Origin of the sequence: Parapedobacter sp. ISTM3 (assembly GCF_016533505.1) — a bacterium.
Classification (GTDB): domain Bacteria; phylum Bacteroidota; class Bacteroidia; order Sphingobacteriales; family Sphingobacteriaceae; genus Parapedobacter; species Parapedobacter luteus.
Window position 1 is genome coordinate 90,023 of sequence record NZ_JAENGN010000010.1, and the last position, 14,757, is coordinate 104,779.

Annotated in this window: 15 protein-coding genes; 9 read left to right on the forward strand and 6 right to left on the reverse strand. The window is 53.1% G+C overall.

The annotated features are described in order from the left end of the window. Window positions 1-35: 35 nt before the first annotated feature. Complete coding sequence (locus JHJ32_RS14355) at window positions 36-605, forward strand: alkylphosphonate utilization protein (protein WP_200121402.1); 570 nt, start codon at window positions 36-38, stop codon at window positions 603-605. 92 nt (window positions 606-697) lie between these two features. Here JHJ32_RS14355 and JHJ32_RS14360 read toward each other — a convergent pair whose 3' ends face one another. Further along, on the reverse strand, window positions 698-1,459 hold the full coding sequence (locus tag JHJ32_RS14360) for a hypothetical protein (protein ID WP_200121403.1): 762 nt from the start codon (window positions 1,457-1,459) through the stop codon (window positions 698-700). Between the two features lie 230 nt (window positions 1,460-1,689). Here JHJ32_RS14360 and JHJ32_RS14365 point away from each other — a divergent pair, with 230 nt between their 5' ends. Beyond that, window positions 1,690-2,484 (forward strand): hypothetical protein, encoded by a 795-nt coding sequence (locus JHJ32_RS14365; protein ID WP_200121404.1) that lies wholly within the window; start codon window positions 1,690-1,692, stop codon window positions 2,482-2,484. An 8-nt stretch (window positions 2,485-2,492) separates the two neighbouring features. On the opposite strand, the gene JHJ32_RS14370 is transcribed toward JHJ32_RS14365, so the two are convergent. Then, window positions 2,493-3,221: a LytTR family DNA-binding domain-containing protein gene (locus tag JHJ32_RS14370; RefSeq protein ID WP_200121405.1), complete on the reverse strand. Its 729-nt coding sequence runs from the start codon at window positions 3,219-3,221 to the stop codon at window positions 2,493-2,495. Window positions 3,222-3,353: 132 nt separating this feature from the next. On the opposite strand from JHJ32_RS14370, the gene JHJ32_RS14375 reads away from it, so the two are divergent. Beyond that, complete coding sequence (locus JHJ32_RS14375; RefSeq protein ID WP_200121406.1) at window positions 3,354-3,947, forward strand: Crp/Fnr family transcriptional regulator; 594 nt, start codon at window positions 3,354-3,356, stop codon at window positions 3,945-3,947. A gap of 2 nt (window positions 3,948-3,949) precedes the next feature. On the opposite strand, the gene JHJ32_RS14380 is transcribed toward JHJ32_RS14375, so the two are convergent. Next, entirely contained in the window at window positions 3,950-4,579 is a 630-nt protein-coding gene (locus tag JHJ32_RS14380; RefSeq protein ID WP_079717921.1) for a response regulator transcription factor, read from the reverse strand. Between the two features lie 80 nt (window positions 4,580-4,659). Beyond that, entirely contained in the window at window positions 4,660-6,594 is a 1,935-nt protein-coding gene (locus JHJ32_RS14385) for a tetratricopeptide repeat protein (RefSeq protein WP_200121407.1), read from the reverse strand. A gap of 229 nt (window positions 6,595-6,823) precedes the next feature. Here JHJ32_RS14385 and JHJ32_RS14390 point away from each other — a divergent pair, with 229 nt between their 5' ends. After that, window positions 6,824-7,540, forward strand: a complete 717-nt coding sequence (locus JHJ32_RS14390; RefSeq protein WP_200121408.1) for a LytTR family DNA-binding domain-containing protein — start codon at window positions 6,824-6,826, stop codon at window positions 7,538-7,540. Here JHJ32_RS14390 and JHJ32_RS14395 read toward each other — a convergent pair. Continuing rightward, window positions 7,535-8,299, reverse strand: a complete 765-nt coding sequence (locus JHJ32_RS14395) for a carboxypeptidase-like regulatory domain-containing protein (RefSeq protein ID WP_079717918.1) — start codon at window positions 8,297-8,299, stop codon at window positions 7,535-7,537. The genes JHJ32_RS14390 and JHJ32_RS14395 overlap by 6 nt on opposite strands. 24 nt (window positions 8,300-8,323) lie before the next feature. Beyond that, window positions 8,324-9,646, reverse strand: coding sequence for a hypothetical protein (locus JHJ32_RS14400; RefSeq protein WP_200121409.1), 1,323 nt, complete (start codon window positions 9,644-9,646; stop codon window positions 8,324-8,326). Window positions 9,647-9,866: 220 nt separating this feature from the next. Between JHJ32_RS14400 and JHJ32_RS14405 the strand changes: the two genes are divergently transcribed. From JHJ32_RS14405 to JHJ32_RS14425, 5 genes are read left to right on the forward strand one after another with little or no spacing between them, the layout of a single operon-like run. Beyond that, on the forward strand, window positions 9,867-11,195 hold the full coding sequence (locus JHJ32_RS14405) for an OmpA family protein (protein ID WP_200121410.1): 1,329 nt from the start codon (window positions 9,867-9,869) through the stop codon (window positions 11,193-11,195). 6 nt (window positions 11,196-11,201) lie between these two features. Beyond that, window positions 11,202-12,017, forward strand: a complete 816-nt coding sequence (locus JHJ32_RS14410; RefSeq protein WP_139378738.1) for a hypothetical protein — start codon at window positions 11,202-11,204, stop codon at window positions 12,015-12,017. A gap of 40 nt (window positions 12,018-12,057) precedes the next feature. Next, window positions 12,058-12,660: a hypothetical protein gene (locus tag JHJ32_RS14415; protein ID WP_090974364.1), complete on the forward strand. Its 603-nt coding sequence runs from the start codon at window positions 12,058-12,060 to the stop codon at window positions 12,658-12,660. Then, window positions 12,660-13,814 carry a serine hydrolase gene (locus tag JHJ32_RS14420; protein WP_233632666.1) on the forward strand — a complete coding sequence of 385 codons (1,155 nt, stop codon included), beginning with the start codon at window positions 12,660-12,662 and terminating at the stop codon, window positions 13,812-13,814. Before JHJ32_RS14415 ends, JHJ32_RS14420 begins: the two co-directional genes overlap by 1 nt. Then, entirely contained in the window at window positions 13,801-14,718 is a 918-nt protein-coding gene (locus tag JHJ32_RS14425) for a phosphate/phosphite/phosphonate ABC transporter substrate-binding protein (protein WP_200121412.1), read from the forward strand. The genes JHJ32_RS14420 and JHJ32_RS14425 overlap by 14 nt, the downstream gene beginning before the upstream one ends. Window positions 14,719-14,757 lie beyond the last annotated feature (39 nt).

Genomic DNA, 14,757 nt, shown 5'->3' on the forward strand with positions numbered 1-14,757 from the left:
TCCGTATACGACGGTAAAACCGTATCTTTGCGGCCATGAACGAAAAGCTGATGGCCCGTAGTGGCGGCAAATGCGAGCTTTGCCAGAAGGAAACGGAGCTGGTGGTCTACACCGTACAGCCCGAGGCTTATGCCGACAATGAAGTGGCGGTTTGTAAGACATTGGTTGGTCAAATCGAAGGCGTTAAGCCGCTTAACCCCGATGCTTGGCGCTTTTTGCCGGATGCGATGTGGAGTGAAGTTCGTGCTGTGCAGGTACTGGCGTGGCGCATGCTCAACCGCTTGAAAGGTGAAAGCTGGGCGGCAGAAGCGCTGGATATTCTGTATCTTGACGACGAGACCCTTGCGTGGGCCAAGGCCGTAGGTGAGCTAGTAGAAGCTGGTGAAGCCGTCGTGCACAAAGATGCGAATGGCAACGTCCTTCAAAATGGCGATTCCGTGGTGCTTACCAAAACGCTCGATGTGAAAGGTAGCAACCTCAGCGCCAAGCTCGGCACGGTGGTCAAAAATATTCGGCTCGTCGAGGACAACCCCGAACAAATAGAAGGTAGGGTAGAAGGGCAGCTAATCGTTATCCTCACGAAGTACCTGCGAAAGCAAAGTTAATTACGGAAGAACTTTCCGGTAAATGAAGAAGGGCACGCATAGGCATGCCCTTTTCGGTCTGATAGCTACCGCAATTTATCTGGCCGAAAGCTTTAATTGTAAAAGAAGGCAATTTGGGATTCGTTGCCGTCCTGGTCCTTCTCGGTAGCTGCCGTAGGATATCCTGTGGCGTCAAATTGATAAGTGTACGTCGTGGTAAACGACCCTAACCCGGCTATTTCCAAGCGGCTTTGGATGATTTCGTTTTCGCTCGAAAAAACAGAAAAGAGGTCCGGAATAACCAGGTAGTTAAAGCGGGCCGCGCTGTAGGCAGATTTCTTGTTTCCATAGTTCCATGTCAGTACTAGTTCGCCGTCGCTCGCCGTATAAGCCACCCGGGTTAGGTTATTGCCCATGTAGCTGAGTGTGTAAACGGCTTCGTTGCCTGTCTCGTCGGCGAAGTGCATTTTACTGATTTTGCCACCGGTTACTTCGTAAGTAATCTCCGTTTCGAGCTCCTCGTCAGGATTGTCCAGATCGGACAGCACAGAAATCGCACGCAAGGGCACCCCGGCGCTGTTATAGGTGATTTCGAATACCTGTTTCGCTCCCGTTGACTCAAGCTCAAATCGGATTGGATTGTCATTGTTGTCGTACGTTATCCTACTACGGTAATCGTCCTCCTGGCTGTTGTAGGCAATCAACCTGTTTTTGGTGTCATACGTCAATATGTAAGTAACCGACTCGCCATCCGAGGTCGTTACATAACGTTGAAGGTGTTTGGTTGCACTTGACGGCGAGTCGTCTCTTGGGCTGTCTTTTGTGCAGCCGGCTAATGCCATACAGGCGAGCCCCACTATAAATCGTTGTTTCATTCTGCTGTGTATTATGTTTTTAATGCGAAGACAAAGTTAGCTTTAGCCGTTTGGTCAATCCACCGGGGGAGTACGGTAATGAACGTTTAGGCAGTAATACGTATCCTTTTGCTCGCAAATGCCAGCTCAGTTTTCTCTTCATCTCCTTTATCCGGCCGTTTGTCGCCGTATATAATCGTTGGACGGCTTTGATCCGGATCGATTACGTTGACCGCTAGATTTGCGGGCCAATGAAACGATTACATTTATTTGAATTTGAAGACATGCCCTGGTTTCCCGCTTGGCTTCGCGACTACGGAACAGACTTCTTACGCGCTATCGCTGATCGCGCTGACTATTATGAACAGCTTATTCCCGTCCTGTTGGATGCGTTGGATCGAAGCCGTCGATCCGCATTCGTCGATATTGCGGCGGGAGGAGGCGGTGGCTGGGAGAAAATCCTGCAACGGATGATTCCCTTAAGACCGGACATGAACGTCACGCTTACAGACATTTTCCCAAACCGGGAGGCGTTTGCCAAGCTGGCGAGCCGGTTTCCCGCGCACGTGACCTTCTGTGCCTATCCGGTAGATGCATTGAATGTGCCCTCGCACCTGCGGGGAGTGCGTACACAGTTCATGTCGTTCCATCACTTCCGCCCGCGAGCAGCGCAACGTTTGCTGGCAGACGCCGTGGTGCAACGTTCGCCTATTCTGGTGGTGGAAGCGCAGGAACGAAATGCTTTTAACCTGCTGAAATTTTTGGTACTTTCACCACTATGCGTTTGGCTGCTTACACCGGGCATCCGCCCGTTTCGGTGGAAAAGAATACTTTTCACCTATTTTATACCGCTCATACCGGCTTATTTGCTGTGGGATGGGTTAGTTAGCGTGTGCCGTACTTATACGTCGGATGAAATGCTTGACTTGGCTTACGGTGCTGATTTAGACAGGTCCTATATTTGGGAGGTCGGCAAGGCAAAGGGCCGTTTGATGCCCGTCAGTTACCTTTTGGGCTATCCGGTTGAGCGGCCGGGCGATCGATAAAGTGGTGGTTAAAACATCAGCTCTTTTATAGCGGGCATATAGTTTCGTCCGACATTGATTTCGATGGCATTGGGCAGCGCTACAAAAAGTTTGCTGATATCGCGGTAAAGTTCCTGGATATAATCGATATTGACAATATATGAGCGATGGATGCGGATGAAGTGCGCTGGGTTTAGCTTGCGCTCAAGTTGGCCGATGCCGTTCGTGCTGAGGTACGACTCGCCATTGATGGTATGAATCCAGGTGTAATCCTTATCTGCCTTAAAGTGGGTGATTTTATCGACCGGAATGCTGGTGAGGCGTCTCCCCTTTTCGACCAATATGCGGGTGGGGAAGCCGGTGTTCGGGGCATGGAGATGGCGGGTACCAGCCATTGGGCTGCTTCGCAGCTCGGAGCGCCGCAGTGCCAGTTCCAGACGTTCTGCGGTAAACGGCTTTAGGAGATAATCCACGGCATGGTACTCAAATGCCTTGGCAGCATACGCAGGCGAATCGGCGAGTAAAATGGCGGCAGGTACATCAATGGCGGCATCCAATACTTCAAATCCACTTTTACCGGGCAACTCGGCATTCATCAAGACCAGATCGGGTTGCAATGCGTTGATGTATTTGAGCGCTTCCAGACCGTTGCAGCACGCCCAACATACAGCCGGAAATCCCTGTTGTTTGATTAGACGCTGAAGTTCCTCGCGGAAATCGCCGTCCTTATCCGCAATTAATAATGTCGACTTTCTCATAGCCCTATTCTTTTCATGGCAGACAAAATTAGTGTGGCAGCGCCTCCGGTTCAACTGACATATGTCAGAAATTGTTGCCTCGATTTTTTTATTATTTTCGTAACGGATTGGCCGTTAGGGTCTCGCTTAGTCATGATACCGCCTGACCATTTTAAAAAAGTATGCCACTACGCGCAGCGTAGAGGGGTGTTATTTACGCCTGCAGAGTTCGAGATCATCAAATCGTTTACCAGCCATAAGTTACTGCCGCCCCATACGGTAATCATGGAACAAGGTAAGGTCGTCAGGACACTTTATTTTCTGAACAGCGGCATTGCCCGTTTGTACCGGCTACACAACGGCGTGGATTACACACTGGGTATCGTCTCGGTGAATGATTTCCTGTCTACCCCGCTATACTTGCTGAATGGCGAGCTGTCCTCCTGTGCGTTGGAATCGCTCACCGATATCGATGTGTTGGTGTGGGATAGGCCCGGTGTAGAGGCGATGAAGCAGCGGATTCCCCGAATGTACGACATGGAGCTGGCAATTATGGATAGGCTGCTCAATTGGATACAAGATAGCCAAATCGATGCGGTGTGCATGACTGCGGAAGAACGTTATCAAAAAATCATGGCCGAACAGCCGGAGGTCATCCAGCAGGTTCCTTTAAAATATATTGCTTCATTATTGGGCATTCATCAGGATAGCCTCAGCCGGATACGGAAGACCCTCGGCCAGAAGTAAAGCTAAATCAGCCCGCGTAGATACGCTTCCTTGACCAAGCCTGCTGGGTTTTTGATGTTCAGCTTCTGATTAAGGCTGTGCCGATGCGACTCCACCGTGCGCACGCTTAGAAACAGCTTATCAGCGATTTCCTGATTGGAATACTCATTGGCTATTAACGCCAGAATTTCGTTCTCCCGCTTGGTTAGTTTAATGATTGTTGATGGCCGTTTGCCCGAGATGGCTTGCTGCAAGATGGCCTGTTCAATCTGGCGGTCTAAAAATTGCTGGCCGTTGTATACCGCCTGGATGGCATTCAGGAGGTTCTGTTTGTCGGTTCCTTTGAGCAAGTAGCCCTTTGCACCGCTGCGTATCATCTTCCTGACGTAAACGACCTCGTCATGGTTTGTGAGCGCAATAATCGGCAAGGCAGGGTATTTTTTCAAGATTTCTGCACATAACTCAATCCCATTACTGTCCGGCAATTCGATGTCAAGCAACAAGACATCCGGCAGCTGGCGCTCCAATTCGGCGACGAGCTGTTTGCCATTGCCGGCGGTAAACAGGATAGGGCAATCCGGCTGATCACTCAGCATATGGGCCAGTCCGCTGATGATCAGCGAGTGGTCGTCCACGATTCCAATGGTAATCATAAGTGCATATCTCCTAAAGTTTTATGCAAATTTAAAGCAATTATCGCGCTGTCGTATCCGTATCACTACGGAAGATTGCGTTATCCGGAAAAGTGCGTTTCCAATCCGGTATCTGTAAGTTGCATCGCAGTAGCCGCATCAATTTCGATGTAGATGGACGTCCCTTTTCCGGGTGCGGAACGTACTTCGTGGCTGCCTTTCAGTAATTGTATTCTGGAGGCGAGGTTTTTCAGTCCCAGGCCGGTGCTTTTCGAGGCATCCGGCTCAAATCCCCTGCCGTTGTCTTCAATGGTGATGGAGAGCCGTGGGCCGTCGCCCACGAGCTGCACGATACCTTCGGTGGCTTCGGCATGCTTCACGATATTGGTCACGGCTTCCTGGATGATTCGGTATAGCAAGAGCTCGGCGTCTTTATCCAGTTTCGGGAGTACCCCTGCCACATAACACTCCAGTTGCAACCCCGGATGGTTCACACGCCTGCAAAACTCCTGCACGGCCTGCTCAAACCCGTCGTTAAGTACCCGTTCCGGAGCCAGGTTGTGGGAGAGGTTGCGGATTTCCTGTACGGCGGTTTCGATCAGCTGCCCCACGAGTAGGTCGGTTTTGGTGTCTCCTCCCGGCCTTGCGTTAATGTGGAGTTTAGCCGCGGACAAGATGCTGGCGACGCCATCGTGCAGTTCGCGGGCGGTGCGCGCCCGCTCCTTTTCTTCACCGCGCAGTTGCGCTTCCAGCAGGCGGTTGGCCTGCTCCGTCGCCTCAGTTTTCCGTTTCTGTCGGCTGATTAGACGGTTGAATACCCATAACAGGACCGATATTGCAACCAGGGAGACAGATAAAATCACCCACTTATTCTTGCGTTCCAGTTCGCCGCGCTGTTTGCTGATTTGCAGGTCGCGTTCAGCAAGCGCCTTCTCTTTCTCGGATGTCTGGTACTTCACTTCGAGCTCCTGTATGGCATTGTGGGTTTCCTGATTGCGTAGCGAATCGTTGATTTGTTCATACTGCTTCCGAAGCGCGAGCGCTTCTTTATAGTTACCCATAGCTTCCTTGATTTCCGCGCCCGAAAGGTACAGTTCAATAAGCTGAGGTTTGGCTAGTTCCCGTTCGGCCAGCATACGTGCGCGATCGAAATACGTATTGGCTTGGCCGTATTGCTTCATGCCGTTGTACACCGAGGAAATGCCCATGAGGATATACACTTCGTTGCCGGGAGGCGCTTTGGCCAGAAGCCGCTGGGCTTTTTTAAAGGTTTCCAGCGCGAGTGGATACCGTTTTTGCATACGATAGATATCGCCGAGGTTATTGTAAGCTTTCAGCTCCATCTCGGCGTCGCCCTGCGATTGGCCGACGGCCAGCAATTGCATGCCATGTTTCTCCGCGTCAGCCAGCTCACCGGCCATCGCTTCGGCTACCAGTAGGTTTATCAGGCTCCATCCGATAGCCAAGGTGTCTTGCAGCTGCTCAGCGATTTCGAGCGCTTTCACGGCATATTCCTTACCCTTCTTCAGATCGTTCATATCCAGCAGCAGCGAACTGAGGTTGTTGTAGTATTTCCGGCGATCCGAGAGATCGCGAGGGGTGGGGCTTTCGATTTCCGACGAAATTTCCAGTGCTTTCATCAAAGACTCGGCGGCTTGCTGCAACTTCCCCTGTGCTTGGTGTTGCAGGGATATGTTGTTGTAGGCATATCCTATGCGTTGCTTATCGCCTATGCGTTCACTTACTTCCAATTGCAATTCAGCCATTGTCATCGCCTCCTCGTACCGGATTTGGTGGTAAAGAAATACACAATAGTAGCCCGCAAACATCAGAAGTCCACGGTCGAAATTCAGCCGCTTCGCTAATTCTCCCGCTTTGCGGAAATCCCTTTCCGCAGCATCGGCCAGCCCCTGCTGTTGTTTTTCGTTAGCAGCTTCAATAAGCTGGAACACCCTGGCCGTATCCTGTTGTGCTACCTGTCCCTTGGTACTGGCAAGTACGAAAATCAAAAAGCACAGAAAGCTAAGCTGTTTCATGGTTAGTCAGTCATTTCCGTAAAAATACGCAGAGTAGACGATAGAACGATGCGGAATGTTACACTGGCCGTTTGCGTGGCGGCGAAGACGCTTGACGGGCTTGCGTAGTACTACGTAAATGCGCTTTATCGCATAACTTCGATGAATTGCGCAAGGCCTGCCGCTTACTTTTGTGTGCCTGCGGTGCGCTACGAGCACCGCACGTAGCATTTGAAAAAAGGAGGATAACATGAACACCATTTTAATTGCCGACCCCGAGCCGGTATGCCGCCAGCAAATCCGGCAACATATCGGCGGCCGTCCCGGATTTCGTGTGGTTGGCGAGTGCGGTAGCCCCTACGAGACCATCCGCTATGTCAATGCGCTGGAGCCGGATGTACTTTTTCTTGATGTACAGCTCGGAGGGGAAAGAGCGTTTGATCTGATACAGCAGGCCGACCATTTACCCAAGATCATCTTCACGGCCCGCAACGAATCCCATGCCCTGCGGGCGTTTGACCATCAAGCGCTGGATTACCTGTTGAAACCCTACGGCGCCGCGCGGCTCGATGCTGCCCTGCAAAAAGTGGTTAGCCGCCCTCCGGCGGATAGGCTGCCGGACCATACGTTTGCTTCTTACCCTTATCCAAAAAACCTTTTTGTGGAAGATGGTGGGCGTTTGCGGCGTATTGCCGTGAATGACGTGAGGTACTTCAAAGCCGCCGGCGACTACACCGTGGTGTTCACGGAGCAAGGGGAATTCCTGAGCTCATCAGGTATCGGGTCTATCGAGCGGAAGCTCGACCCCGCGCTATTTGTCCGCGTGCATCGGTCGTTTATTGTCAATATAGAACGTATCGATGCCTGCTACCGGGACATTGGTAAGCTATACCTGGTTATGGAAAACGGCCAGGAAATCAGTGTCGGCAAGCACTACATGAATCCCATCAAGTCGCTAATCTTATAGTGGTTCCCAATAGTATTCCACCATCGCGCAATTGTCGCATTGTTCAGCGATTTGCGGCTTGAACTGCAGATCGTACGTTTCACGGAATTCCGCGTCCGAGTTCCACGCCCTGAATTTTACGGGCCGCCCTTCGTAAGTGGCGGTAAGTTGGTAGCGACCGATGGGAATATCCTTGATGTTATGTGCATCTTCCGCACGGCGGCGTATGACTTCCCCCGCGCTGCCGTCAATGAGCGGGCCTACCGGCGTAAAGACAAAGTCAATTGCCGTTTCCTCTATGTACACTCCGGGGAAATTGTCAATGGTCACCCATCCTCCGTAAATACCCGATAGCGGTTGTGGCATGGTACCCGAAAGCTTCCATACAAAGTTGCGGACACCGCCTTCCGCGCCAAATCCAGCCGGATTCTCCGGGTGGAGGTACAATGAAAACGTATTGCCTTGGTAGCTGACGTCATGCATAGCAAAAGCATACCAGGAACCGTTGGGTAACTTAATTTTATACCTGCCCTCAGCATCGGTATATGTCGAGAGATTCGAATTGAAAAAAATGCTGTGGTCCACAAGGATATGCACGCCTTGCAGCGGGTTGCCCGCCTGGTCTTTCACCGTTCCGGTCAGGTAGCCGGGCTGTGGCGTGCCATCGTCATCTCCTTCGGGGCCATCGTTGGCCTTTGAGCAGTTGGTAAATAGTTGAATGACAAAGCTGAATGTCAGCACAAAGAAAGTCCATTTCATCTGCGTGCTCATTTGTTTCATGGTGGTTATCTTTTTTAAAAATTATCAACTACGTTTAATTCTGAATTTAAACTCCACGGCCGTTGCTTCCGGAAGATCACAGCTTTGGTGGTCAACCGGATACAGGTTGCCCGTAAACGTTCCTTCGACATAATCCTCCACCGTACTGATGACGGCCGAGCCGTTGAAGACCTCTTTGTTGGTATCACATGAGCGATAGAAATTGGCGAAGCTGCGGCGGGTCTGTCCCTGGGATCTGGTCAGCGAAAAGAGCGACTGGCCATTTCCAAACCCACCGGGATACGTGCCCCGTCCGGCGCCGTTGCACTGCAAGGTCAGGTTTATCTGCTCGTTGTGCGTGCGGATGTACAGCGTGCCGTTTACCACGCGGGCATTGCCTAAATGAGCGAAGTCTTGTTCGGCACCGTTTAGCTTGAGCTGCACGAAGTTTTCGGGCATCAGGCGGATGGTTGTCAAGAGGATCATTTTGCCCAGCTTACGCCGGCCGTTGGGGGCGGTGGGGTCGCTGATGTAACCGTTCCTGCTTTCCACCTCCACCTGGATTTCCACGTTCGCTGCTTCGTTGACGGTTGTAGGGGCGGTGTAAATGGCGTCGCCGAGCAACAGATTGGTGTTGAGTTTCGGTTCCAGCGTGCCGGGGCCAGACACAATCCGCCAGCCGCTTACCGTGACATCCTTTGAAAAACCAATGTCGTCCATCGCGGCCAATGGCACACTATCGATTGTACTTGCGGGCATCAATGCGCCAAGCACCTGTTCCATCAGCTTGAGGTTCACCGTTTCTCCCGCCCGTGCGGTTTCTTTGTCCTGACGTAGCGACAGCATATCGAACCACACCCAGTCGCTGAAGTGGTTCGTTTCTACCGTCAATAGGCCCTGTTGCGCATCGAGTGCCGTAGGCACGCCACACCATATACCGTCATTCCGTTGGAAAGCCACCATGCGGGCTGTCGGGTTGTCGCCATTGCCGGGTATATACGGGAAAGATATCTTGATGGGTTTCTTGAAATGGACACCTTCCGGCATGAGTCTAAACGCTTGTGCAGCAGAACCATCGTCCAGCGTGTTGCTAATGGGCTGGATGGCAAAGGTAGTCGGCTGCGCCACCGCTTCGGGCGGAACCTCCAGCCGTACAGCTTGCTCATATTGCAGAACGCCACCAGCGGGCCCGATAATCGCTGAAGCGGCACTGGCCGAAGGTTGACCTTTTGGCTTGGTTACCGGTTCGCCGAAAACCGGCGGCGCCTCATCATCTGCCGGCGCAGGGGTATCCTTGTTGCAAGACAAAGCCAACACAAGTGTTAGGTACCCGGCCAAGGTGAGCAAGGATGTTTTATGTCGTTCCATGATCAATTTTTGGCGCAAGTATCGCCGGTTTTTGTCTTTACTGAACAACACTTTCGACGAATCGCCGATAGCGCCGATGAACCGCTTTAAACCGCGATAGAAAATCCCATGACTTTCGTCGAAGCTATGGTGCATTCATGCCGCTATATTGCTGTTCATCGAAACGGACAAAGGCGATAAGGCAGCGGAGGTAACTTTGTGCCGATTAATGATCCGTGTTATGAAGTGTTTACAACGAACAACAGCGGCGATTGCCGCAGCTATAGGAATCGTATTCGGCATCATGCCCCTTCCTATACAGGCCCAGTCTATCCTGAACAAAATAAAGAACAGAGCGGAGCAGACCGCCACCCAGAAAGTATTGAACGAGACCGACAAGGCGGTATCGAAAGGGATGGATAAAGCCATCGAATCGGCAACGGCTAAGCCGGATGGAAATACCCCCGGAACAGACGGCGCATCCGCTGCGCCCGGGCCGGATACGGCTGCCAACAAGCAGACTGCCATCCACGCCTTCAGCAGGTACGATTTCGTGCCTGGTGACTCGGTATTGTACGCCAACGACTTCAGCGGGGAGGCCATCGGCGAATTGCCAACCGGATGGAACAGCAACGGCAGCTCGGTGGTGGTCTCGCTGGATGGACTGCGGGGCCAATGGCTGCGCATGGCGCAGCGCACCGTGGTATTGACGGACAACGAGCAGGCATTCGGGCCCGATTTTACGGTGGAGTTTGACATGGTGCTGCAAATTGATTTCAAGGGCTGGCTGCCTCCCTCATTCAAACTTGGTCTGTTGGCATCCGGGGCCGAGTCGACAACCGCCAACAAGCTGCTGTCCGACCCGAAGGGCGACAAGTCATTTTACTTGGAAATATCGCCGTTGTCGGATGCCGCCAACCTGATGCTGGAGAGTTATGAGAAGTATACCCGCCACTTTTACAGTCCGCCTAACAAGAACAAGGTCGCCCGCAGCTGGTACGGCAAATCATCGCACGTGGCGATTCAGGTGCAAAAGGAGCGGCTGCGCCTCTGGGTGGATGGCGAGAAGTTATACGATGTACCCAAGGGCATTCCGAAAGATGGCCAGCTCAACCAATTGTTTTTCCAACTGGGCAGCAGCCCGTATGAAGACGAACAGATAGGCGTATACGTCGGCAACATCAAAATAGCCAGGGGATTGCCAGATACCCGGCACAAGCTGGTAGAAGAGGGCAGGTTCAGCACCACAGGCATTTTGTTTGACACCGGTTCGGCCACCATCAAGCCTGAATCCGCCGGGGTGCTCAAATCCATCGCTGCGGTGCTTACGCAGCACCCGGATATCCGTGTTCACATTGTGGGCCATACCGATGCCGTGGGTGACGACGCCGCCAACCAGGCGCTGAGTGAGCGGAGAGCTGCCGCGGTGAAAGAAGCGCTGCAGGCCCAGCACCAAATAGACGGCGCCCGGCTGGAAGCCAGTGGCAAGGGCGAGGTGGAGCCGGTAGCTGACAACCAAACCGCAGCGGGCCGCGCACAAAACAGAAGGGTAGAATTTATCAAATTGTAAAATAGCATGATTACGTTAATGAAGATGAATAGGGTGCCGCATTATCTTTTGGTACTGTTGCTGCTGGCAGGGTGCAGCAAAGGGGAGGGGCCAGACTTGCCTGATCCACTGGAAGAGGGAAACGATTGGGATATCGTCATCCCTTCATCGAAAGACCAGCCGGGATTCGGCGATACGGAAGGCATTCCCGCAGGGACGCCCTGGCAGCTGCCCGAAGGCATCGAGGTGGTAGCCCGGCCGGACAAGCCGTTCAATCCGGACCTCGGACTGCTGCACGGCAGCCTGAACACGTTTTATGCAGACGTAAATTTTATTAACCGCTTGAATGTAACGGTGACCGTTGAGATACCGGGAGGGCTCATTTGCCTGTTCAAACACGAAGGACGCACGCAGAACGGTATCCTCACATCCACTGTGCGTCTCCAGGTGCCGCCCACCTATGTAGACGTAAGCACGCCCGCAGACACCACCACCGTGTACCTCGGCTTGGGGTGCCTCAACTATTCCATGGCCTTCCCGTGGGAAGAAAACCAGCAGTGGGACACGCAGGACTATCCCATCGGTAAGGATATGTACGAACCCGGCGTGGTCACCACAGACCCGAACATCCGCAAGCTGCTGGATTTGCTGAAAGACTACCCCAAGCTACGGCTTACCCAGCATTACAATCCGCAGGAACTCTTCGACGAAGATTATGAAACTCCCGAGTGGCAGCTTATCTATACGCTGATTCAGGGTGCGCTATGGGAAATTACCGATGGGCCGGGGCTGACGCGAAAAGACTACCGCGAATTGGTCGCGGCGCTGGAGCCTTACAAGTAAGCAAATCTCGGCATCGTTATAACCGGAATGATTTAATACGATGAGATATCACCGCATAAGCCGCTGCATCCGGGTAATGACAGCCTCTGTACTGGCTTGCTTGATCAGCGGCACAGGGGCTTCAGGTCAAGCAATGTCCCAAAGGGGAGTCTGGCTGAAGGTCGGACTGTTCATGGAACAGATTGCCTTGCCCGGAGTTTCCGGCTTCAAGTACGGCATTAATCCCGGAATACAAATCGGCGCAGAATATCATTATGGCAGTCGGGGACGTATCGCCTTTTTCCATTCGGTAGATTATGCACTTTCAACGAACCGATCGTTCGGCACGAGCAACATGTTGACCACGCAATTTGGCCCTAAGTATGTACACGGGAACGCCGTCGTCAGCTTAGGCGTAGGCGGGGGATATAACCTATTCCGCCCTGCCAGCCCCGTCTATCGTACCGGCGGAGGCCATTATCACGCAAAGATATTCCAGGGAAAATGGGTCGGGGCCGCCGCCGCCAGCTATGGCCATCGGTTCGGGAAATTTGTGCCTTATGCCAGCTACGGATTTTATGTCGATTCGCCATTCATTAATTCCAGTTCCACCATCCTGCCGCACCAGCTTTTTCAGGTCGGCTTAAAAATGAATAGCCTATAATGAATATCCGACGGTTTAACTCATGGAGGATGGTCGCTTGTACGGTGTTGGGGGTTATGTCCTGCCAGCAGGAAGAGATTCCGCTGCCGGATTACAGCCCATGCTCGGCACGATACACCAACCATCCCCAGCACCAGCAGTATAGCCAGCTGCTACATACATATCAAGAACAGACGGCAGCACCCGGAAGTATTGTCGGTGTCAAGCAAATCGGCCAAGCCCCTTGGGTAGGCGCAGCGGGATACAGCAACCTGGCCCATCAGTCGGCGATGGATGCCTGTACACCGTTTCGGATCGGTAGCGTTACCAAGCTGTTTACAGCCACTGTTGTCCTAAAGCTGGCGGAGGCCGGGCTGCTCGGGCTGGACGACAAGATCACTACGCACCTGCCTGGATTGCGCGGCCAGCTTCCCCGGGCAGATGAAATAACCATCCGGCAGCTGCTGAACCATACCAGCGGATTAGGACACCCTACCGATGATGACATGAACTACCAGCTGGGATTGATCAATAATCCGGGTTATTTTGCAGATCTCACCACACGGCAACGCCTGCAGCAGTTTATTTATGGCAAGCCGCTTAAACATCCCCCCGGAAGCAGCACTTATTACAGCAATGCCGGATATTGGGTGCTGGAGTGGATGGTGGAAGCCGCTACGGACAAGCCGTTTGCTGAAAACCTGCAGGAACAAGTATTCGTGCCCTTGGGGCTTGTGGATACCTACCTGGCCAGGCGAGCCGACCCCAATGTCGCCCGGGGATATAATCGCAGTGGAAACCGCATCTATGACGTCACACGTTGGGATGCGGCCGACGGCGACGGTGATCCTGCCGCCGGCATTATCAGCACGGCGGCAGATCTGCTCACTTTCAGCCAAGCCCTGTTTGACGGCCGGTTGCTAAGCGCGCCGTCGCTGGAGGCGATGACCACGATTGCTGAAGCTCCTGGTTGCGATGATTGCGGATATGGCTTGGGTATCGAGCTGTGGAAAGTGGGACCGTTTTCCGGTTACGGGATGAATGGCAGCTCGCTGGGCGTAGATGCCAATCTGATTTATTTTCCCGACCGGCAGATGGCTGTCGTGCTGTTTTCCAATTATGGCGGTGGGAACCGCAAGGATGTCATTGAAGATTTGTTACATGTCACGGATTAGTCACCTACTGTTTCTGTTGTGGTGTTTAACCCCCATGCAGGGGATCGCCCAATTGCGCGTCGCAACCTATCAATATGCCGGCAACAGCCGGGAGAACAACATCCGTCCGGCGGCTAATGTCGTCGCCGCAGCCATCGGCCAGACCGCAAAGGTGGCCAGCTACGCAGGCGTCCGCGAGTTGGTGGATGCCATCCAGCGGGATGAAGTGGACCTGGCATTTATCAATACGTTCGGGTACCTGCTGCTGGCGGCCGATTCCGCGGCTGCGACAGGCATGCCGCCGTTGGTCGTGTGGCAGCCACCCACGGGTGGCGTGGGAGACAATTACCGCTGCATTTTCATCGCACCGCAGGGCGGTCTTATAGCTGACTCGGCCGATATCGTGCGTTATGCTTCCGAACTTTCGCTGCTGTTGGTCAGCGAAGGCTCCACCTCAGGCAACCTGGTGCCGCGTATGGCACTATCTGCCTTGGGCATCGCGTACCCCGAGCAGCAATTCAAGACGGTGGTATACGGCGGCACCCATCAGGCCGCAGCCGGGCAAGTAGCCATGGGCAAAGCCGATCTTGGCGCAATCGGTAGCATTGCTTATGCCGATTTTGTGCGCGATACCACCAATCGCCCTATCCGGCTGGTCTGGAAATCTCCGGAGATACCGCTGGGTCCGGTGTTGGTGAGTAGCCGGTTTTCTGATGCGGAGCAGGAGCAGATGGCTGCCGCATTTACCAACCTGCACCGAAGCCATCCCGCAGCATTCGAGACGGCAAAACAGGGTTGGTCCGAAGCCCAGCATGTTCAAACCTATCAGCGTGTGCCTGCGGATTATCTCGATCGGCTGATGCGGCAATTCGGCGATATTGCTGAACTGAAACGTATCTTGGCCAAATTTCTGACTGGTGGATAAAGACGCCTCGTAATATTGGCTGGACGACCACCCGGATTC